At 71.6% G+C, this 19,804-nt stretch carries 25 protein-coding genes and 1 pseudogene; 20 read left to right on the forward strand and 6 right to left on the reverse strand.

Features of this window, described 5'->3' with window-relative positions; all coding sequences use genetic code 11:
• Positions 1-177 precede the first annotated feature (177 nt).
• From ACFYOP_RS05655 to ACFYOP_RS05670, 4 genes are all read left to right on the forward strand, one after another.
• Positions 178-261, forward strand: a complete 84-nt coding sequence (locus ACFYOP_RS05655; protein ID WP_353850233.1) for an Ms5788A family Cys-rich leader peptide — start codon at positions 178-180, stop codon at positions 259-261.
• A 148-nt stretch (positions 262-409) separates the two neighbouring features.
• A complete protein-coding gene (locus tag ACFYOP_RS05660; protein ID WP_356898683.1) occupies positions 410-1,249 on the forward strand; it encodes a sulfurtransferase in 840 nt (279 codons plus the stop codon).
• A gap of 29 nt (positions 1,250-1,278) precedes the next feature.
• Complete coding sequence (locus tag ACFYOP_RS05665; RefSeq protein ID WP_054232391.1) at positions 1,279-1,566, forward strand: DUF1416 domain-containing protein; 288 nt, start codon at positions 1,279-1,281, stop codon at positions 1,564-1,566.
• 88 nt (positions 1,567-1,654) lie between these two features.
• On the forward strand, positions 1,655-1,921 hold the full coding sequence (locus ACFYOP_RS05670) for a DUF3099 domain-containing protein (protein ID WP_356898684.1): 267 nt from the start codon (positions 1,655-1,657) through the stop codon (positions 1,919-1,921).
• A gap of 41 nt (positions 1,922-1,962) precedes the next feature.
• Here the strand turns inward: ACFYOP_RS05670 and ACFYOP_RS05675 are convergent, their stop codons facing one another.
• Complete coding sequence (locus tag ACFYOP_RS05675; protein WP_356898685.1) at positions 1,963-2,325, reverse strand: DsrE family protein; 363 nt, start codon at positions 2,323-2,325, stop codon at positions 1,963-1,965.
• Positions 2,326-2,573: 248 nt separating this feature from the next.
• Between ACFYOP_RS05675 and ACFYOP_RS05680 the strand changes: the two genes are divergently transcribed.
• The 6 genes from ACFYOP_RS05680 (at position 2,574) to ACFYOP_RS05705 (ending at position 7,266) form a co-directional block, all read left to right on the forward strand.
• The gene (locus ACFYOP_RS05680; protein ID WP_356898686.1) at positions 2,574-3,290 is read left to right on the forward strand and encodes a hypothetical protein; all 717 of its coding nucleotides are present in this window, start codon (positions 2,574-2,576) and stop codon (positions 3,288-3,290) included.
• Complete coding sequence (locus tag ACFYOP_RS05685) at positions 3,287-4,099, forward strand: hypothetical protein (protein ID WP_356898687.1); 813 nt, start codon at positions 3,287-3,289, stop codon at positions 4,097-4,099. Before ACFYOP_RS05680 ends, ACFYOP_RS05685 begins: the two co-directional genes overlap by 4 nt.
• Positions 4,096-4,962: a hypothetical protein gene (locus tag ACFYOP_RS05690; RefSeq protein WP_356898688.1), complete on the forward strand. Its 867-nt coding sequence runs from the start codon at positions 4,096-4,098 to the stop codon at positions 4,960-4,962. The genes ACFYOP_RS05685 and ACFYOP_RS05690 overlap by 4 nt, the downstream gene beginning before the upstream one ends.
• Positions 4,963-5,206: 244 nt before the next feature.
• Positions 5,207-5,779 (forward strand): FABP family protein, encoded by a 573-nt coding sequence (locus ACFYOP_RS05695; protein ID WP_356898689.1) that lies wholly within the window; start codon positions 5,207-5,209, stop codon positions 5,777-5,779.
• Between the two features lie 68 nt (positions 5,780-5,847).
• A complete protein-coding gene (locus ACFYOP_RS05700) occupies positions 5,848-6,285 on the forward strand; it encodes a transcriptional repressor (RefSeq protein ID WP_356898690.1) in 438 nt (145 codons plus the stop codon).
• A 9-nt stretch (positions 6,286-6,294) separates the two neighbouring features.
• Positions 6,295-7,266, forward strand: coding sequence for a folate-binding protein (locus ACFYOP_RS05705; RefSeq protein WP_356898691.1), 972 nt, complete (start codon positions 6,295-6,297; stop codon positions 7,264-7,266).
• Positions 7,267-7,275: 9 nt separating this feature from the next.
• Here the strand turns inward: ACFYOP_RS05705 and dtd are convergent, their stop codons facing one another.
• Positions 7,276-7,713, reverse strand: a complete 438-nt coding sequence (dtd, locus tag ACFYOP_RS05710) for a D-aminoacyl-tRNA deacylase (RefSeq protein WP_356898692.1) — start codon at positions 7,711-7,713, stop codon at positions 7,276-7,278.
• Positions 7,714-7,881: 168 nt separating this feature from the next.
• Here dtd and ACFYOP_RS05715 point away from each other — a divergent pair, with 168 nt between their 5' ends.
• From ACFYOP_RS05715 to ACFYOP_RS05725, 3 genes are all read left to right on the forward strand, one after another.
• Positions 7,882-8,493 carry an AmfC protein gene (locus ACFYOP_RS05715; protein ID WP_356898693.1) on the forward strand — a complete coding sequence of 204 codons (612 nt, stop codon included), beginning with the start codon at positions 7,882-7,884 and terminating at the stop codon, positions 8,491-8,493.
• Positions 8,494-8,558: 65 nt separating this feature from the next.
• A complete protein-coding gene (locus ACFYOP_RS05720) occupies positions 8,559-9,536 on the forward strand; it encodes an asparaginase (protein WP_356898694.1) in 978 nt (325 codons plus the stop codon).
• A gap of 62 nt (positions 9,537-9,598) precedes the next feature.
• Positions 9,599-10,843, forward strand: a complete 1,245-nt coding sequence (locus ACFYOP_RS05725) for a GNAT family N-acetyltransferase (protein ID WP_356898695.1) — start codon at positions 9,599-9,601, stop codon at positions 10,841-10,843.
• A 42-nt stretch (positions 10,844-10,885) separates the two neighbouring features.
• Here the strand turns inward: ACFYOP_RS05725 and ACFYOP_RS05730 are convergent, their stop codons facing one another.
• Positions 10,886-11,074 (reverse strand): hypothetical protein, encoded by a 189-nt coding sequence (locus ACFYOP_RS05730; protein ID WP_356898696.1) that lies wholly within the window; start codon positions 11,072-11,074, stop codon positions 10,886-10,888.
• Positions 11,075-11,354: 280 nt separating this feature from the next.
• On the opposite strand from ACFYOP_RS05730, the gene ACFYOP_RS05735 reads away from it, so the two are divergent.
• The 3 genes from ACFYOP_RS05735 (at position 11,355) to ACFYOP_RS05745 (ending at position 14,192) form a co-directional block, all read left to right on the forward strand.
• Entirely contained in the window at positions 11,355-12,245 is an 891-nt protein-coding gene (locus ACFYOP_RS05735) for a winged helix-turn-helix domain-containing protein (protein ID WP_356898697.1), read from the forward strand.
• A gap of 2 nt (positions 12,246-12,247) precedes the next feature.
• Entirely contained in the window at positions 12,248-13,024 is a 777-nt protein-coding gene (locus tag ACFYOP_RS05740) for an HAD hydrolase-like protein (protein ID WP_356898698.1), read from the forward strand.
• Positions 13,025-13,112: 88 nt separating this feature from the next.
• Positions 13,113-14,192, forward strand: a complete 1,080-nt coding sequence (locus ACFYOP_RS05745; protein ID WP_356898699.1) for an aminoglycoside phosphotransferase family protein — start codon at positions 13,113-13,115, stop codon at positions 14,190-14,192.
• Positions 14,193-14,211: 19 nt separating this feature from the next.
• On the opposite strand, the gene ACFYOP_RS05750 is transcribed toward ACFYOP_RS05745, so the two are convergent.
• On the reverse strand, positions 14,212-14,985 hold the full coding sequence (locus ACFYOP_RS05750; RefSeq protein ID WP_356898700.1) for an ABC transporter permease: 774 nt from the start codon (positions 14,983-14,985) through the stop codon (positions 14,212-14,214).
• Complete coding sequence (locus ACFYOP_RS05755) at positions 14,978-15,991, reverse strand: ATP-binding cassette domain-containing protein (protein ID WP_356898701.1); 1,014 nt, start codon at positions 15,989-15,991, stop codon at positions 14,978-14,980. Before ACFYOP_RS05755 ends, ACFYOP_RS05750 begins: the two co-directional genes overlap by 8 nt.
• A gap of 134 nt (positions 15,992-16,125) precedes the next feature.
• Between ACFYOP_RS05755 and ACFYOP_RS05760 the strand changes: the two genes are divergently transcribed.
• The 3 genes from ACFYOP_RS05760 (at position 16,126) to ACFYOP_RS05770 (ending at position 18,594) form a co-directional block, all read left to right on the forward strand.
• The gene (locus ACFYOP_RS05760; RefSeq protein ID WP_356898723.1) at positions 16,126-16,971 is read left to right on the forward strand and encodes a TetR/AcrR family transcriptional regulator C-terminal domain-containing protein; all 846 of its coding nucleotides are present in this window, start codon (positions 16,126-16,128) and stop codon (positions 16,969-16,971) included.
• 8 nt (positions 16,972-16,979) lie between these two features.
• Positions 16,980-17,594 (forward strand): TetR family transcriptional regulator, encoded by a 615-nt coding sequence (locus ACFYOP_RS05765; RefSeq protein WP_356898724.1) that lies wholly within the window; start codon positions 16,980-16,982, stop codon positions 17,592-17,594.
• A gap of 97 nt (positions 17,595-17,691) precedes the next feature.
• Positions 17,692-18,594 carry an oxidoreductase gene (locus ACFYOP_RS05770; RefSeq protein ID WP_356898702.1) on the forward strand — a complete coding sequence of 301 codons (903 nt, stop codon included), beginning with the start codon at positions 17,692-17,694 and terminating at the stop codon, positions 18,592-18,594.
• A gap of 116 nt (positions 18,595-18,710) precedes the next feature.
• Here the strand turns inward: ACFYOP_RS05770 and ACFYOP_RS05775 are convergent.
• Positions 18,711-19,037: pseudogene (locus tag ACFYOP_RS05775) on the reverse strand (hypothetical protein); the annotation flags it as partial.
• A 172-nt stretch (positions 19,038-19,209) separates the two neighbouring features.
• Between ACFYOP_RS05775 and ACFYOP_RS05780 the strand changes: the two are divergent.
• A complete protein-coding gene (locus ACFYOP_RS05780) occupies positions 19,210-19,803 on the forward strand; it encodes a DinB family protein (RefSeq protein WP_356898703.1) in 594 nt (197 codons plus the stop codon).
• The last annotated feature ends 1 nt before the right edge of the window (position 19,804 follow it).

A 19,804-nucleotide genomic window follows, 5' to 3' on the forward strand; every position in this document is an offset into this window, starting at 1 on the left:
CCCGGCCGCATGGTGAGACGACTTGGTCCGCTGGGCAGAAGCCGGCGTGACGCGGGCCACTCCCCGGCGCTCGCCCGGAGGCCGCGCGCCCCTTCGCGTATCGGAATGTGGACGATCGCGTCTCAACATACGACACGCCGGTGACACGGTGCCCGACTCGTCCCTACGATCGGTCCCATGAAGCAGCGACAGGCGGATCTCACGAAGCGGCGGGCAGTTGACCTGTGCCGCGTCGCCGCCATGCTCTGTCGCCCTGTCTGAGCGGGAGCACTGCCCCGTATCCCAGGCCCTTCGACCTTCGTCGGGGCCGACCCGTGCTGATCGACGCCGTTCCGCGTACCCGCACACCCCTCGCGCACAACCCCTCGCGCATCACCACCGCCGCACACTGCCCCGGAGGAGAACCACCATGAGCCGCAGCGACGTCCTTGTAGACGCCGACTGGGTCGAGGCCCACATCGACGACCCGAAGGTCGTCATCGTCGAGGTCGACGAGGACACCTCGGCGTACGACAAGAACCACATCACGAACGCGATCCGGATCGACTGGACCAAGGACCTCCAGGACCCGGTCCGCCGTGACTTCATCGACCAGGAGGGCTTCGAGAAGCTCCTGTCGGCCAAGGGCATCGCGAACGACTCGACCGTCGTCCTCTACGGCGGCAACAACAACTGGTTCGCCTCCTACGCCTTCTGGTACTTCAAGCTCTACGGCCACGGCGACGTCCGTCTCCTCGACGGCGGCCGCAAGAAGTGGGAGCTCGACTCCCGCGACCTGGTCGCCGAGGTGCCGGTCCGCGAGGCGACCGACTACAAGGCCAAGCCGCAGGACGCCTCCATCCGCGCCTTCCGTGACGACGTCGTCGCCGCGATCGGCACCCGGAACCTGGTCGACGTGCGTTCTCCCGACGAGTTCAGCGGCAAGCTCCTCGCCCCGGCGCACCTCCCGCAGGAGCAGTCCCAGCGCCCGGGCCACGTGCCGAGCGCCCGCAACATCCCGTGGTCCAAGAACGCCAACGACGACGGCACCTTCAAGTCCGACGAGGAGCTCAAGGCCCTCTACGAGGCCGAGCAGGTCGACCTGTCGAAGGACACCATCGCGTACTGCCGCATCGGTGAGCGCTCCGCGCTGACCTGGTTCGTCCTGCACGAGCTGCTCGGTCAGGAGAACGTCAAGAACTACGACGGCTCGTGGACCGAGTACGGCTCCCTCGTCGGCGTGCCGATCGAGCTCGGCGCCAACAAGTAACCCGCCAGACCTTCCTCTAGGAGAACAGCATGTGTGGAGCAAAGGCCGGCGGCCCCGACGCCTCGACGATCAAGCCCGGTGAGACCACGATCCAGGGCCAGGTGACCCGCGACGGCGAGCCGGTGACGGGCTACGTCCGTCTGCTGGACTCGACCGGCGAGTTCACCGCGGAGGTCCCGACCTCCGCGACGGGACAGTTCCGTTTCTACGCGGCCGAGGGCACGTGGACCGTGCGCGCCCTCGTTCCCGGCGGGACGGCGGACCGTACCGTCGTCGCGCAGACGGGCGGCCTCGCCGAGGTCGCGATCGCCGTCTGAGTCCGTTGACCGGCCGAAGGGCCGCACCTCCTGGGGGTTGGACGCTTACCGGGAACGAGGTGCGGTCCTTCGGTCGTACGCTGGGGGCATGTACGCGCGACGGCGGCGCAACTACTTCCTGCTGATGGGCGGATGCCTCGTCCTGTTCGTGTCCGCCTGGGCCGTCGTGCGGCTCTGGTCCGTGCCGGCCGCCGTCGCCATGTGCGTCGTCGCCATGGTCATCCCGCCGGTCGCCGCCATGGTCGCCAACCGGCGCGGCCCCGAGGACCGCTGGTGGGACGACCCCTCCGGTGACCCGAAGTCCGACGAGTGGTGGGACGAGCTCGACGGCAAGCGCCGCCGGCCGGGCCAATAGCCGGCCGCGCCGATAGCCGGCGGGCGCAGCATCCGGTCGCGTCAGTAGACGAGGGCCTGCACGCCCTCCGGCATGATCTCGCTGACGAACACCTGCGCACCCGCGATCCGTACGCCGTCGAGGACGTCCTTCTCCGAGATGTCGCGGCGCGCCGCGCACTGGGTGCACAGGGTGATGAGCCCGCTCGCCCGGATCGACTCGATGAGGTCCGGCAGCGGCGCGGCGTGCGGCAGTTCGAACTCGGCCGCGCGTCCGGGCAGCGCGAACCACGCGGACTCCCCGGTCAGCCACAGCGAGACCTCCACGCCACTGGCCGCGGCCACGGCCGCGACCGTGAAGGCCTGGGAGCAGCGCTCGGGCGCGTCGGCGCCGGCGGTCACCTTGATCACGAGCTTGTTCGCCATATGCCGAACTGTAATGCGCGGCGTTACAACCCTGGTCATCCGCACGCGGTCTGCACTGAGGCGCGGATACGGAATCCGTGCCTCAGGTCTCAGGGGGGCCTCTTTTGGACACGCACGCCGACAACGTGCCGCCGGACCCGGAGCCGGCACCCGACGCACCACCGGCACCATCGGTACCACCGGCACCGCCGACGCCTCCGCTCGACGAGCCGGGAGCGGCCGCCGTACCCGCCGTACCGGCACCGCGTGTGCGCCGTCGCGGCCGGACAACGCTGCTGATCGCCGCCGCCGCCGTGCTCGGCGCCGTGGCCGGGACGGTCACCGGATACGCCGTCCAGTACCACCGCGAGCCCACGCCGCTGCCGGCGCTGTCGCAGCCGGACATCAGGACGCCGAAGCCGGTCCGGACGGACGGGAACACCACGGCACGGTCCCTGTCGGTGAACCGCTGGGTGAAGACCGACGGTGATCTGCGCGAGCTCCTGCTCCCGAAGCCGAAGGGCGCGAAGCACGAGGAGAAGCCGGACTGGAAGGACCTGTACACGTTCGCGACGTGGTTCGAGTACGAGGACGAGATGTTCCGGGACCTGGCCGAGCACGACTTCCGCCGCTCCGCGACCGTCAGCTGGTCGAAGGGCGGCAAGGTCTACGTCGACATCAGGCTGGTGCAGTTCCGGGAGACCACCGAGGTCGGGGCGGAACACTTCGGCGAGGGCCAGCAGTCGTACCTGGTCGAGGACGACTGGGCGGGCAACGACGGTGAGCCGATTCCCGGCAGCGCGAACGGCCGCACCTATGTATTCGACGAGCCGCATCGCGAGGCCGGATACGAGCCCCTGTACGAGGGCCGGGCGGTGGCATGGCGAGGCGACGTCGTGATGGTGATCACTTACCAGAACAACTCGGGGCCGATCGACGTGAAAGAACTGAAGTCGCTCGCCAAGCGTCAGTTGGAGCGACTGTGACCGGACAGCACGAGCACGAGCACGACGAGCACGCCGGGCGGCCTGAAGCCGGCGCACCCGACGGACTCTGCGAGCCTCCCGCGCGGCGCCGCCGCCGGTTCCCGGCCGCGGTCTGCGCCGCAGTCCTGAGCCTGGCCCTGGCCGCCGGCGCGGGCGCCTGGGGCTGGTCGGCCCTGAAGGACGCGGACCGCACCGCGCCCACCACCACCTGGGCCGAGCCCGCCGAACACCCCGAGCTGGACTCCCCGCCGCTCGAGCCCACCGGTCTCGCCGCCCAGCTGCTGCCCCTGCCCGGGTTCTCGATGCCGGGACCGGACATCGGCGAACACGGCAACGACACCGTGATCGCTGGGGAGCGTGCCGTCGCCCTGCTCAAGCAGGGCTCGCGGGGACTGCCCAGCGCCCAGCGCAAGCAGCACGACAAGGCCGTCGAGAAGCTTCGTATCAAGGGCCTGGCCGTGCGCAGCTACCGTCCGCCGTGGGACGCCGAGTACGTGGTGGAGACGCGCCTGACGCAGCTGGCGAACACCAAGGCCGTCGGTGACCTGGCCGAGTTCCAGAAGACACTGGCCGACGCGCTCGGAGTCTTCCGCAAGGGTCCGAAGGTCGAGGGCCACCCCGGGGCCGAGTGCCATCTGATGCCCGAGACCGAGGACGTCGAACTCGACGCCATGATGTGCACCGGCCACGTGGGCGAGGTGCTGGTGACGATGTACGCGTACGGCAACAAGCCGCTGCCCAAGAAGACGATCGCCGAGATGGTCCGCGATCAGCTCGACCACATCGCCTCGCCCGGGGAGTCCGTGTGACCGACGTCAACGCCACCACGACACCGCCTGACGCCCCCGCAGAGCCGCCCGCCGGGCCGTCCACGGCCGCGGCTCCCGAGCCCGTCCCGTCCGCGCCGCGGGACCGGCGGAAGCTGCGGGCCGTGCTGCGCTGGACGGCCGCCGCGGTCGTCTTCGCGGCGGTCGGCACCGGCGCCGCCCTCGGCATCACCGGGCAGGAGCGCACCGACGTGCCCGGTCTGTCCACGCTGAGCGACGGACGCTGGGACTACCCGCCGCTCTCCCGGCCCACGCTGCCGGCCGGCGCCCCGCTGCCCCTCGTCCAGGAGAACCCCGGCGAGATCCACTACGCCGGCCTGGAGCAGCTGCTGCTCCCGGCGCCGGCGGGCGCCACGCCCGAACCGGACCTGGGCGGCGAGCGCGCCCGGGTGCCGGTCGACCGGTATCTCGGGCAGTACGCCGCCGACGACCGCGAGGCGCTGCGCGAGCATCTGACCGAGGGCGGGCTGCGCCACATCGCGGCGCGCGGCTGGTCGATGCCGGACGGCACGTCGGCACGGATCTTCCTGCTCCGGTTCCACACCTCGGCGCTCGCCGGCCGCTTCTTCGCGGAGCGGCTGGGGGGTGCGCCCGACACGTCGGTCCGGCCGGCCGGTGTCGAGGAGGTGTCCTCGTACGACACGGATTACGACCGCGCGGCGCAGGTGCCGTCCACGGAACGCTACGTGTACGACGAGGCCGAGCCCCGCGGCCCGGTCCACGTCCGGCACGCGTACATCACGGCCGGTGACACGATCGCGCTGGTGGTGGTCTCCCGGAAGGGCGGCACGCCGCTCGTCCCCTTCCACCAGACGGTGGTCCTGCAGAACCAGCTGCTCGGCTGATCGACGCGAGGGCGACCTCACGGAACGGGCCGGAACCCGGCGCACTAAGCTGGGGGCCGGCCCGCTTTCGCCTTCACGCTCATTCGAGGAGCACCCCGTGATCGTTTTCTTCGAAGCTCTGCTCGTTCTGGTCTGCGTCGGCGTCCTCGCCTTCGCCGGTCTGACCGTGAAGAAGCTGTACCAGGGCCAGCGGTAGTCACCACCTCCCGCACCACTCGACCCCTAGAGATCGACAGAGCTGCTCATGATCGAGATCCCGTCCGACCTGAACCCGGACCTCGTCCCCCTCGCGTTCCTGCTGGGCACCTGGGAAGGCGCGGGTGTTTCGGACTTCCCCGGCGCCGAGAAGTGCAACTTCGGCCAGTCCGTGACCTTCAGCCACGACGGCCGGGACTTCGTCGAGTACGTCTCGCACTCCTGGGTCCTCGACACGGAGGGCAACAAGGTCAGGCCGCTGGAGAGCGAGAGCGGCTACTGGCGGATCGACAAGGACCGCAAGGTCGAGGTCGTCATGGTCCGTGACCAGGGCATCGTGGAGATCTGGTACGGCGAGCTCGCCGACCAGAAGCCGCAGATCGACCTGGCGACCGACGCCGTCGCGCGCACCGCGGCCTCCGGCCCGTACACCGGCGGCAAGCGGCTGTACGGCTACGTCAAGAGCGACCTGATGTGGGTCGGCGAGAAGGCCACCCCCGAGGTGCCGCTGCGGCCGTACATGTCGGCGCACCTGAAGAAGGTCGTCACGCCCGAGCAGGTCGAGTCGTGGGCGAAGGACCTCGGCGACCTGCCCGACGACGGCATCGCCTTCTTCAAGTAGGCCCTTCTTTCAGGCCCTTCTTCGGACGGCAGCCGGACGCGGCGGGCCCGGCTGCCTACACTGGGGGCGTGGTGAGCACCGACTGGAAGAGCGATCTGCGGCAGCGCGGTTACCGGCTGACTCCGCAGCGCCAGCTTGTCCTCGAGGCCGTCGACGCCCTCGAGCACGCCACTCCGGACGACATCCTCGGTGAGGTCCGCAAGACGGCGTCCGGTGTGAACATCTCCACCGTCTACCGGACGCTCGAGCTGCTCGAGGAGCTGGGCCTGGTCTCGCACGCCCACCTCGGGCACGGCGCGCCCACCTACCACCTCGCCGACCGGCACCACCATCTCCACCTGGTGTGCCGCGACTGCGGGGACGTGATCGAGGCGGATGTCGAGATCGCCGCGGAGTTCACCGCGAAGCTGCGCGACACCTTCGGCTTCGAGACGGACATGAAGCATTTCGCGATCTTCGGCCGCTGCCGCGACTGCACTGTGAAGGCGGCGCGGGCCGAGTCGTAGGCTGGGGCCATGTCACCGACCAGCCCTCTGTTGTCCCTGCCCGGCGCGGTCCCCGCCGAAGGGCGTGACGAAGGGGTCGCCGCGCACTACGGCGACCTGTTCCGTGAGCAGCGATCCCTCGCCTCCGGCCAGGGCTTCGTCGACCTGTCGCACCGCGGTGTCATCACCGTCACCGGCGAGGAACGGCTGAGCTGGCTGCATCTGCTGGTCACCCAGCACATGAGCGAGCTGCCCGCCGGACAGGCCACCGAGGCGCTGATCCTCTCCGCGCACGGCCACATCGAGCACGCGCTCTATCTCGTCGACGACGGCGAGACGGTCTGGGCGCACGTGGAACCGGGCACGCGCGAGTCGCTCCTCGCCTACCTGGAGTCGATGAAGTTCTTCTACAGGGCCGAGGTCGCCGACCGGACGGACGAGATCGCCGTCGTCCATCTGCCGGCCGGGTCCATCGCCGAGGTGCCGGACGGCGTGGTCGTACGGGAGACCGCGCACGGGCGCGATCTGTTCCTGCCGCGCGCCGACCTCGAGTCGTACGCCGAGCGGACCGGGCCGGCCGCGGGGATCCTCGCGTACGAGGCGCTGCGGGTGGAGAACCACCGGCCGCGGCTCGGTTTCGAGACCGACCACCGCACCATTCCGCACGAGCTGGGCTGGATCGGCAGCGCGGTCCATCTGCAGAAGGGCTGCTACCGCGGTCAGGAGACCGTGGCGCGCGTCCACAACCTGGGGAAGCCGCCGCGCCGGCTGGTCTTTCTGCACCTGGACGGCAGCGAGGTGCACCTGCCCGTGCCCGGCACGCCCGTCCACCTGGCCTCCGAGGGCGAGGAGGGCCGTCAGCTGGGCTTCGTCACGACGGCCGTCCGCCATTACGAGCTGGGGCCGATCGCGCTCGCGCTGGTGAAGCGCAACGTGCCGGTGGACGCCGCGCTGCGGGTCGGGGACACGGCGGCCGCGCAGGAGCCGGTCGTCGAGCCCTGAGGCGCTGCCTCAGACCTCGATCAGCACGGTGAACGGGCCGTCGTTCGTGAGCGAGACCCGCATCTTCGCTCCGAACCGGCCCGTCTCCACGTGTGCGCCGAGCGCCCGCAGCTGCGCCACCACCTCGTCGACGAGCGGCTCGGCCACCGGGCCGGGCGCCGCCGCGTTCCAGGTGGGGCGGCGGCCCTTGCGGGCGTCCCCGTAGAGGGTGAACTGCGAGATCACCAGCAGCGGCGCGCCCACGTCCGAGCAGGACCTCTCATCCTCGAGCATACGAACCGACCATAGTTTCCTGGCCAGTTGGGCCGCCTTCTCCCCGGTGTCCTCGTGGGTGACCCCCACCAGCACACACAGCCCCTCGCCGGTGATCTCACCGACGGTCTCCGGTCCCGACTCACCGGGCACCACGACGCTCGCGCCGTCGACCCTCTGTACCACTGCTCGCATGGAGTGCAACCTATCGGGCCCGTACGGGCTGCCATTCAGGGCCGAACGGGTGCAGAGCGCCTGCGTCGGCACGTATCGGAGTGGCACCATGCACCAAGGCGGTGCAAACCCCTCGGCCCTTCGGGCCCGGGGAGCCCGTGCACCGGTCGAGGGGACGGACATACGCACATGACCATTTCTGGCGCCGGGCAGTCGCTCGGTCCCGTACCGATCAGCCTCCCGCAGGGAATCGGGACGGCACGCCCGCCGCGGCAGCGCAGCGGCGCGGAGCTGCCCGAGCACCCGCGGCACGATCTCACCGCCCTGCGCCTGCCCGAGCTGCGCGCACTGCGCCGCGACGCGCAGCGCGACGAGGCCGACCTGAGCTATGTCCGGAGACTGGTCCAGGGCCGGGTCGACATCCTGCGGGCCGAACTGGCCCGCCGCAGCGACCCCGGGGCGTCCGGCACGCCGGTGGTCGACCGGCTGGTCGGCGACCGGCTGTTCCTCGCCGACGCGCCCTCCCGGCGCGGCTCCTCGGCCCGCCATGTCACGCTCTCCACGCCGCACGGCGAGGAGTACCGGCGGCTGGCGTCCGAGATGCTCGACGAGGTCGGCCTCTCCGACCTGGAGGCCCGCACGGACGAGGAGCTGCGGTCGGCGATGGGCCGGCTGCTCGGCTACGAGGAGCACGTCTCGCACCGCCGCCGGCTGCTGCAGCGGACGGCCGACGATTGCAGTGCCGAGATCGCCCGCAGGTACCGTGAAGGCGAAGCGCAAGTCGACGACCTGCTCACCTGAGGCCGGCCGGGGTCATCCCGCCGAGGCGGCCATCCGGCGCGGGTCCCTGCCCCGGAAGGCCGCCGATGTCCTCCCTGTCCTCCAGCACCACCGCTGTACCGTCCGCGCCGCCGGTTCTCGCCGAGGTCGTCCGTTCGGGCTTCGTGGAGGGGCACCACCGCGGGTCGCTGGTCGTCCTCGCGGCCGACGGCAGCGTGGAGACGGCGGTGGGCGACCCGGCACTGCCCGTCTTCCCGCGCTCGTCCAGCAAGCCGATGCAGGCCGCGGCCGTGCTGCGCGCCGGTCTCGACATCGACGGGGAGCGGCTGGCGCTCGCCGCGGCCAGCCACTCGGGCGAGGGCTTCCACCTCGAACTCGTACGGAAGATGCTGGCCGGTTACGGGCTCACGGCGGACGAGTTGCAGACCCCGCCGGACCTCCCGCTGGACCCGGCGGAGGCCGAGACGTATCTGGCCGCGGGCCAGGTGCGCGACAAGGTCACCATGAACTGCTCCGGCAAGCACACGGCCATGCTGGCGGCGTGCGCCGTGAACGGCTGGGACCGTTCGAACTATCTGGACCCCGCGCATTCGCTCCAGCGGCTCGTCCGCGGGGTGGTCGAGGAGGCCGCGGGCGAGCCGGTCTCCGCGGTCGGCACCGACGGCTGCGGCGCCCCGCTGATGGCCGTCTCGCTGACCGGCCTGGCCCGGGCCTTCCGGCACTTCGTGCTGGCCGAGCCCGGCTCGGCCGAGCGCCGGGTCGCGGACGCGATGCGCGCCCACCCCGAGTACGTCGCCGGTACCCGCCGCCCCGACACCTGGCTGATGCGCGAGGTGCCCGGCACGCTCTCCAAGATGGGCGCGGAGGCGGTGCAGGCGGTCGCCCTGCCGGACGGCCGGGCGCTGGCCTTCAAGATCGACGACGGTGCGATCCGGGCGCTGGGCCCGGTGCTGGCGCGGGCGCTGCGGCTGATGGGCGTCGACGCGCCCGTGGTCGACCGGATCGGGCACCTGCCGCTGCTCGGCGGCGGCGTGGAGGTCGGCTCGATCCGGGCGGCGTTCTGAGCCGTTCCTGGGTGGTGGAAAACCGGATGCGGGGCGCTCGCCCGTCTGCCTAGCGTGGCGGCATGAGCGTCGAAACCCGCCTGATCACCGAGTCCGAGTACCCCGACTGGCTCAGGGCGCTGTCCACCGGCTTTCTGCGGCCGCCGGTGTTCACCGACGAGGAGATCACCGAGCGCCGGGCGAGCATGGACCTCGGCCGGGTCCGGGGCGCGTTCGACGAGGGGCGGTGCGTGGCGACGTACCGTTCCTTCGCGCAGGAGCTCACCATGGCCGGCGGCGCCCGGCTTCCGGCGAGCGCCGTCTCGAACGTCACCGTCTCCCCGACGCACCGCCGCCGCGGTCTGCTCAGCCGGATGATGGCGGCCGAGCTGGCCGGGGCGAAGGAGCGCGGCGAGGTCGTCTCTACCCTGATCGCCGCCGAGTACCCGATCTACGGCAGATACGGCTACGGCCCGGCGACCACGATCACCGAGTGGTCCGTCGACGTCCCCCGCACCGGCCTGGACCCGCGCTGGTCGGGTCCGGACGACGGTGGCCGGGTGGACCTGGTCGACGGCACGGACGTACGCAAGCTGGGCCCGGAGCTCCACCGGCGGCTGGCGGCCGCACAGCACGGCGTGGTCGACCGGGACGAGCGCTGGTGGCAGGTCAACACGGGCGCGGTGCGGATGCCCGCGTTTCCGTGGACGGAGCCGTTCTACGCGGTGTACCGCTCGGCGGACGGCACGGTCGAGGGGCTGCTGACGTATGTGGCGGACGAGAAGTGGGGCGACGGCAAGCAGCCCCTGAACACCGTCACGGTGCGCGACCTCATCGCGCTCACCCCGGCCGCCGAGCGAGCCCTGTGGCACTTCGTCTGCTCGGTCGACTGGGTCACCACCGTCCGTACCGGCTACCGCGCCCCGGACGACCTGCTGCCCCATCTCCTGCCCGACCCGCGGGCGGCGCGCGTCGTCACCCACGCGGACTTCCTGTGGCTGCGGCTGCTGGACGTCCCGGCGGCGCTGGAGTCCCGTACGTACGCGACGTCCGGGAGCCTCGTCCTCGACGTCCAGGACTCCTCGTCGCTCGCCGCCGGCCGTTTCCGGCTCGACGCGTCACCCTCCGGCGCGGCCTGCGTGCCCTCTTCGCAGTCGCCGGACCTGACGCTGGACGTGCGGGTGCTGGGGACGCTCTGCCTGGGGGACGAGCCGGCGTCCCGCCTCGCGGCCCTCGGCCGGGTCGACGAGCACCGTCCGGGCGCGGTCGCCGTGGCGGACACGCTGTTCCGCACGGCGCGCCGGCCCTGGTGCCCGGACGTGTTCTGAGCGGCGGCCGGGGTCCGTGTGCCCGGCCGCCGTTCCCGCGGGTCACTGACCGGGCTGGGTCAGCAGCAGGACGAGGATGATCGAGCCGATGACGGTGCAGGCGGTGCTCCTGGCCTTCAGCCCGACGGTCAGCATGGCCAGACCCACCACGCCCATGGCGCCGTACTTCCACTGGACGAGCTGCTCGAAGCCGAGGGCGAAGGTTGCGAGTACGAGTGCGATCAGAGGCATGGGGGTCCCCTCCTTCAAAAGGGCGGGGAGCGCCTTCTGCCCGCACGCCGTTGTCACTGGCTGGGGCGCCCCGTGGAAGTTCGCTCGAGCAGCCAACTTCCAGTCAAATTCGGGGAGTTGGCCTATGACTTGTCTTCCCGCTTCTTGTGTGTCGGTAAACTTGTACGACTATCGGTCAGGTCGGTTGACCGGGATGTGTCCGTTCTTCGGAATTGGATCGGTCTTGGAGACTTCGTCAAGTCAATTACGCCTGGGCTTTGTGTAGTTGTACGGTTGTGGTGTGGCAACCCACGGGCAAGCAGGCGACAGCAGGAAGTACGAGTACGTCGCGGAGGAGCTGCGGACCCGCATCCGCGACGGCGTCTACCAGGCCGGGAAACTGCTGCCCACGCAGCGGCAGTTGGTGGACGACTTCGACGTGTCCCGTGCGACGGTCACCGCGGCCCTGCGCCTGCTGAGGGACGAGGGGCTGATCGAGTCCCGCCAGGGCAGCGGGGCCCGCGTCCTGCCCGCCCAGGAACGGTCCGAGCACACCGTCCCGCACCGGCCGTCCGGCGCCGCGCTGCCCGCCCTGGAGACGCTCCGGCCCCATCTGCAGGCCGCGTTCGAGGCCGATCACATCACCATGGACGTCTTTTCCCTGACCTCGGAGACGATGAACCGGCATCTGGGGGCGCAGGTCACCCGGATCCACGACGGTGTGATCCGGCCGCAGAGCATCTCGCTGCGTCTGATGGTTCCCGACCCGCAGATCAGGCTCGCCTTCCCGGCGTCACTCGCCGACCCGGAGGACGAACGGCCGCGGCAGCGGCATCGTGACACATTGATCCAGTGCTCCAGGTCCTTGCGGTACGAACTGCGTACGCTGAAGCGGCAGCGGCTGGTACCGGAGGTCTCGGTCCGCATCAGGACCGTGCCGCTGACGCCGACCGGCAAGATGTACCTGCTGAACAAGGATCTGCTGCTCGAGGGCTACTACACCCTGGAGGGCACGGATCCGGACCCGGTCGAGGGCGAGGAGGACGAGGGCACAACCCTCAACTCTCTCGGGCTCGGCGCGACGCTCTTTCCGTATTCCAAGCCTGACCAGGCACTGAAGGTGGAGACGGCGCAGACCTTCTTCGACTCTTATTGGGACCTTCTGGCCCAGGATGCGGACTTCGGCGACTGATCGTGCCACCCACCGACACCAACACCGACACCGACGCCAGTGTGGACGCCGGCACCGGGAGCGAGACAGGCACCGCCGGCAGGAGCCCGGCATGGGGCCTGCTCTCCGGGGCTTCGCTGGTCGTCCTGGACTTCGACAAGATCGTGTGCGATCTCTTCGTCCGCAGCCCGGCCGACGGGATCGCGGAGCGCCTCGGCGAACTGGCCGGTTCCGAGGCGTGCGGCAGGGCCGGCGCCACCGGCCTGGCTGATCCGCTCCTCGTCTTCACCCGACTCCACGCCGCACACCGGGACACCGCTCCGGGCCTGGTGGCCGCCGTCAAGGAGCGGCTGGACGCCGAGGAGGTGGCGGCCGCCGAGTCGGCCACACGTATGCCGGGAGCCGCCGCGGTGATGGAGGAGCTGGCGCGCCTCGGCAAGGAGATGGCCGTCGTGTCCAACAACTGCGAACTCGCGGTGCTGACCTTCCTCAAGCGCCACGACCTCGAGAAGCACATCACCGCCGGTGTCGTCGGCCGGCCCGAAGAGCCGGACCTGATGAAGCCGAACCCCTTCGGCCTGCTTCAGGTGGTGCACACCGCCGGCGTACGACCCGCCGACAGCGTGATGGTCGGCGATTCGCGGGCCGACGCGGGCGCGGCGCAACGCGTCGGCATGCCGTTCGTCGGCGTCCACCCCGACAAGGGCAGATGGCGCCGTCCGCAGCCGGTCGAGGTGGCGCACGCCGTGCCCGACATGACATTCCTGCTTCCGGACTTTGTTGCGTCGCGGCGGGTTTGAGCCTCTGGCTACTGCTGGGTATGAAGATGATCGGCGGTCGGGGACGGCCCGCCGCCGGTGTCGTCGGACCTGAGACCGCAGGAGCCGCATGCCCGAGGTAGCGCGCAGCGACTCCGGCCGTGTCGTGGACAACTGGGTCTCGCTGTACCGGACGGCCGCTGAAGGCGTTCCGCTCACCGGCTACTACCACCGCAATCACTGCGTGCGGCTGCCCTCCGGACCGGCACGCTCGGTGGCGCTGCCCGCGGGCACGACGGTGAAGTTCCGGACCCCGATCACCGAGGCCGCGCAGCTCAACTTACGGATATGGCCCGAGGGGGAGATACTCGGCGCCATCCGCGGCCGGGTGACGGGCAGCCCCCGGGTGCTCGCCGACCGGCCGGGTTTCACCGTGCACTCGTTCGCCGAAGGCCGGTCGCTCGCCGACCTGGTGGGCCGCGACGCTCCGGTCGGGCGCGCGTGCATCGACTCGCTCGGCGGGATCTTCCGCGAGCTGGCCGCCGTTCCGCCGGCCCTGCTGCCCGCCTGCCCCGACGACTGGCCGCAGGACGGCGACTGCGCCGGCTTCCTGCGTACGCTCGTCGAGTTCACCGAGAGCGAGGTGAAGGGGCGGCACGGCAAGGACCACCAGGCCCTGTTCGCCGCGCTCGGGGTTCCGGACGGCGCCTTCACCCGGCTGCTGGAGCGCGCGGAGCCGCTGGGCGAGCGCCCCTTCGTACTGCTGCACACCGACATCCACCGCGGCAACCTCATCGTCGGCCCCGACGGCGGGCTCTCGCTGATCGACTGGGAACTCGCCCTCTTCGGCGACCCCGTGTACGAGCTGGCCTCACACCTGTCCCGGATGCGGTACGCGACATGGGCGGAACGGCGGGCGGCGCACCGGGCCTGGCGTGCGGCCCTCCGCCGTGTGCACCCCGCCGCGCTCGCTGGGCACCGCCGGGCGCTGCGGGTCTATCTCGACTTCGAGCGGCTGCAGTCGGTCCACATCGATGTGATCCGACTGGCGTCGGACTTCTCGCGCTGCCCGGACAGGGCGGGACGCGACCGGATCGTGGCCGGGATCGAGTCCGTACTGCGGGCGGCGCGCGGGCCGCTCGGCACCCGGCGGGTGCCGGGCAGGCGGCGGACAGCGCAGGCGCTGGCCGAGACCGCCGGCGGGACGTGAGCACCGAAGGGGCCCTGTCTCACGCCGTGCGCACCTTGAACAGCACCCCCGACAGCGCCACCGCCACCGCCAGGATTCCGCCGCACCACGCCAGCGCCAGCCAGGGCGCCGAGCCCACCGGCTGGTCGTGGAGGAGGCCGCGGAGGGATTCGATCAGCGGGGTGACCGGCTGGTGGTCGGCGAAGCCGTGGAGCCAGGTCGGCATCGTCTCGATGGGGACGAACGCGCTGCTCGGATAGGGCAGGAACATCATGAAGAAGGTGAAGCCCGCCGCCGCCTCCGGTGTCCTCGCCAGGAGGCCGACCGCCGCCGAGAGCCAGGACAGCGCCACCACGAACACGACCAGGACGCCTCCGGCGGCGAGCCAGCCGGTCAGGGGCGCCGAGGGGCGGAAGCCGATGAGGAGGCCGACGCCGAGGACGAGCGCGGTCGAGAAGAGGTTGCGCACGGTGCTGGCCACGACATGGCCGGCCAGGATCGACGTGGCGCTCACGTCGAGGGAGCGGAAGCGGTCGATGATGCCGCCCTTCATGTCCTCGCTGACCCGGACCGCCGTGCCGGCCGAGCCGAAGGCGGAGCACAGGACGAGGATGCCGGGTACGACGTAATTGACGTACTCCGTGCCGGTGTTGATCGCGCCGCCGAAGAAGTAGACGAAGACCAGCATCAGCATGACCGGCAGCATCATCGAGGTGATGACGGCGTCGACGTTGCGGCGGCTGAGTCGGACGCAGCGGCCCGTCATGGTGAGGGCGGGGGTCAGGAGGCCGGTGGCGCCGGGGGACTCAGACATGGGTGTGCTCCTCCTGGCGGCGTGCGCCGGTACGGGTGAGGGACAGGAACACGTCGTCGAGCGTGGTCGTGTGCAGGGAGAAGCGGGCGACGTCCCGCCGCTCGGGGTCGATCTCGTCGAGCAGGGCACGGACGAGGGCGGCCGAGCCGTCCGTCGGCACGCCGAGGGTGAGCGTCTCGGGGGAGCGGTGCACGGCCCGGTCCTCATGCCGCAGGTAGGCCGCCGGGTCGGTGAAGACGAGGTCCAGGCGGTGGCCGCCGACCGTGGCCTTCAACTGCGCCGCCGTGCCCTCGCCGACGATGCGGCCGGTGTCCACGACGGCGATGCGGTCGGCCAGCCGGTCGGCCTCCTCCAGGTACTGGGTGGTGAGGAAGACGGTGGTGCCGCGGGCCGAGAGGCCGCGCACCACCTGCCAGAGCTCCTGGCGGCTGCGCGGATCGAGGCCGGTCGTCGGTTCGTCCAGGAACACGACCTCCGGTTCGCCGACGAGCCCGGCGGCCAGGTCCAGCCGACGGCGCATACCGCCGGAGTACGTCACCGCGAGGCGGTCGCCGGCGCCCGTGAGGTCGAAGCGCTCGAGCAGTTCGGCGGCGCGGTGGCGGGCGGCCCGGCGTGACAGGCCGCTGAGGCGGCCCATCATGCGGAGGTTCTCCACACCGGTCTGCCTCTCGTCGACCGCCGCGAACTGGCCGGTGAGGCTGATGGCCCGGCGTACCCGGCCGCGTTCGGCCGTCACGTCGTGTCCGGCGACCCAGGCACGTCCGGCGTCCGCGGCGGTGAGGGTCGCGAGGATCCGCACGATCGTGGTCTTGCCGGCGCCGTTCGGCCCGAGCAGGGCGAAGACGCTGCCGCGCTCCACCAGGAGGTCCACGCCGTCGAGCACGGCGACCTTGCCGTAGGTCTTGCGCAGGCCGCGCGCGTCGACGGCCGCGCCGGGGGCCGGTGCGGCCGTTGGGGTGGTCGCCGTTTCGGGGGCGGCGGGGGGCGGCGGTCGGTGAGGGCTCATGGTGGCGGACTCCTTCTGCGTATCGGATACGCGCTACTGTGTAAGGGTTACGCATTACTAGGATGTACGTCAAGCGCGAGAAGGCGGCGGGCGGCACCAAGACGGCGGTCAGAGGCCGGAGGACGGCGGAGGCGATGGCGGGCGACGGACGCGGGCGCGGCTCGGGAGGTGCGCGGACCGGCACCGGGCTGCCCGCGAGCATCGAGGCGGCGTGGGGTCTGCGGGAGCGGCCCGGCAAGGGCCCCAAACCGGGGATCGGCATCGAGCGGATCGTGGCGGCAGCCGTCGCCCTCGCGTCGGCCGAGGGGGTCGGGGCGGTCTCCATGGGGCGGGTCGCCAAGGAGCTGGGCGTCTCGACGATGTCCCTGTACCGGTACGTCGCCGCCAAGGACGAGCTCTACATCCTGATGCAGGAGGAGGCCGTCGGCCTGCCGCCGGCGCCGCCCCCGCCGGGGACCGGCTGGCGCGAGGCGCTGACGGCCTGGGCCAGGGCGCAGCGCGAGGTGTTCCACCGGAATCTGTGGGTGCTGCGCATCCCCATCTCCGGCCCGCCGGCCACCCCCAACTCGGTCGCCTGGTGGGACCGCGGCCTCGCCGCCCTGGCCGATACGGGCCTCGACGAGGGCGAGAAGCTCTCCGTGATCCTGCTGGTCGGCGGCTTCGTGCGGAACGAGGCCATGCTGAGGGCGGACCTGGGCGCGGCGATCGCGGCGAGCGGCGAGCCGCCCGAGGTTGTCATGCGCCGCTACGGGCAGACCCTGGAGCGCTTCGCGGACCCCGAGCGCTATCCGGCGCTCGCCCGGCTGCTCGCATCGAAGGTGATGCACGAGCCGGACATCCAGGACTTCGACTTCGTCTTCGGCCTGGATCGCCTGCTGGACGGGGTCGGCATGCTGATCGACAGCCGCGCCGGCGGTGATGGCGAAGCGTGCGACGGCGGGGACGGCGGCGCCGCGCCCGAGGAGGGCGGTGCGCCGTGAGCGGCGGGATGGGGCTGCGGGAGCGCAAGAAGCGCCTCACGTACCGGGCGATCTCGGACGCCGCGATCGCGCTCTTTCTCGAACGGGGCTTCGACGCCGTCTCCGTCGCCGAGGTCGCGGCCGCGGCGGACGTCTCGAAGCCGACGCTGTTCCGGTACTTCCCCGCCAAGGAGGACCTCGCGCTGCACCGGTTCGCCGACCACGAGGACGAGGCCGCGCGCGTGGTCACGGCCCGGCCGGCCGGCGTCGCGCCGCTCGAGGCCCTGCGCCGCCACTTCCTCGACGGACTGTCCCGGCGCGACCCGGCGACCGGCCTGAACGACGAACAGGGCGTACTCGCCTTCCACCGGCTCCTCTACGGCACGCCGAGCCTGGTGGCACGGCTCCACGCCTACCGGGACAGAGCCGAGCACGTGCTCGCGCAGGCGCTGCGCGGCGCGGGCGCGGGCGCGGAGGAGCTTCCCGCCCGCCTCGCGGCGGCTCAGATCGTGGCCGTGCAGCGCATCCTCGCGGAGGAGAACTGGCGGCGCATCGAGTCGGGCGAACCCGCGGCCGACGTGGTGCCGGACGCGCTGGCGGCGGCGGAGCTGGCCTTCGCGCAGCTGCGTACCGGGGTCCGGTAGGGCCGCCGCCGACCGGCGGCGATCACAGAGGCGGAAGCGCGCGGACCGCACCCGGCCGGCTCCGGGGGCCGGCGGGGCCGCGTGGCAGACTCCCGGGATGGCTACGGAGACGATCGACGCGGCGGCGGCCGGGAGTTGGACGCTGGGGGGCCTGAAGGTCAACCGGATCGGGTTCGGCGCGATGCGGCTGACGGCGAAGGCGGACGGGAGCCCGAGCGACCGGGACCGGGCCGTCGCGGTGCTGCGGCGGGCGGTCGAGCTCGGGGTCGATCACATCGACACCGCCGCGTTCTACTTCTCGTCCACGCGCTCCGCGAACGAGCTGATCAACCGGGCGCTCGCGCCGTACCCGGACGACCTCGTCATCACCACCAAGGTCTGGCCGGGCCGCGACACGTCGGGGGAGTGGTGGTGGGCCAGGCCCGAGCAGCTGCGCGGCCAGGTGGAGGAGAATCTGCGGCAACTCGGCCGCGACCACCTCGACGTGGTGAACCTCCGGTTGCCGCGGAGCCAGGAGAACGGCTCCCTCGCCGACCACTTCGGGGCGCTCTCCGAGCTGCGGGACGCCGGACTCGTACGGCACCTGGGCATCTCCCACGTCAGGCCGCGGCAGCTGGCGGAGGCGCAGGCCATCGCGCCGGTGGTCTGCGTACAGAACCCGTTCGGGGTGGGGGCCTCGCCCGAGCACAACGCGTTCCTCGACTCCTGCGGTGAACAGGGCGTGGCGTTCGTGCCGTTCTTCGCCGTCGCGGGCGCGGGGCGCGAGGCCGGCGTGAGCGGTACGGAGAGCGACGAGGTCCTCGCCGTCGCCCGCGCCCACGGCGCGAGCCCGGCGCAGGTCCGGCTCGCCTGGACCCTGCGGCGCGGCCCGCACGTGCTGGCGATCCCGGGCACCGGCAACCCGGCCCACCTGACCGAGAACGTGGCAGCCGGCGCCCTGCGGCTCTCGGACGACGAGATGGCCCTCCTGACGTCGGCCGGCGGGGACCCTCAGCCGTAGCGGCGGAGCAGTGCTTCGAGATAGTCCTCGAGGCGGCGGGTGAGCAGCGGGGCGGTCAAGTCGGTACGGCCGCACTCCCGCCAGGGGACGGCGACCTTCTCCGCGTCCGGGGCGAAGGCGAGCGCGTCGACGGCCCACAGCTCCGCCGCCGGTACGGCCGTCGGGCCGAGCAGGCGCAGGATGTCCGCCTCGCGGGTGAGCAGCCCTGCCGCGTGCCGGAGATAGAAGGGCCTGACGAACGAACGCAGCACCAGCGTGCGCCCGTCGCCGGCCGTCGCCCCCGTGACGCGCAGCCGCCGCATCGTCGACGTCCATCCGCCGACGAGCCGCTCGACGCCGTCGATCCGCTCACCCGCGCCGAGCTGCTTCTCGACCCAGGCGCGGGTCGAATCCCAGCCCGGCCCGTGGTCCTGTGCGCAGTGCGTGTCCCCGTACCCGTTCATGGGCTGCACGCTACTGACGGACCGGCGTACGCCGCAGGAGTCCGGCGGCTGCCGTGAAGCTTCGCGATCCAGCCGAACTCGCGGCGCCGCGGCCCTGTTTGCGTCCAGCTCCTACCGTTTGCCGCACAGGAAACGCGGTGGACAAAGATCGCGCGAGCCGCAGACTGGCCCCATGACCGCAACAGACCCCAAGGCCGATCTTCACACCTATCTGCAGTCCGCCCGCGATGCGCTGCTGTGGAAGCTCGAAGGTCTCTCCGAGTACGACATCCGCCGCCCGATGACGCCGACCGGCACCAACCTCCTGGGCCTGGTGAAGCACCTGGCCGGTGTGGAGCTCGGGTACCTCGGCGACACCTTCGGACGCCTGTCCGGCGAGTCGCTGCCCTGGGTCGAGGACGGTGCCGAGCCCAACGCGGACATGTGGGTCACCGCCGACGAGTCGAGCGAGGACATCGTGGCGCTCTACCACCGGGCGTGGGCACACGCGGACGCGACGATCGACGCGCTGCCCCTGGACACGACCGGCAGGGTGCCGTGGTGGCCGAGCCACCGGGCCGAGGTGACGTTGCACCATGCCGTGGTGCGCGTGGTCGCCGACACGAACCGGCATGCGGGACACGCCGACATCCTGCGGGAACTCATGGACGGTGCCGTGGGGATGAAGGACGGCAAGGACAGCATGCCGCCGGGCGACGCGGCCTGGTGGGAGAACCACCGCAGCCGGCTGGAGCGCGCGGCCCGCGAGGCCGACCGGAAGGACTGAC

Origin of the sequence: Streptomyces sp. NPDC006294 (genome assembly GCF_042870895.1) — a bacterium.
GTDB lineage: Bacteria > Actinomycetota > Actinomycetes > Streptomycetales > Streptomycetaceae > Streptomyces.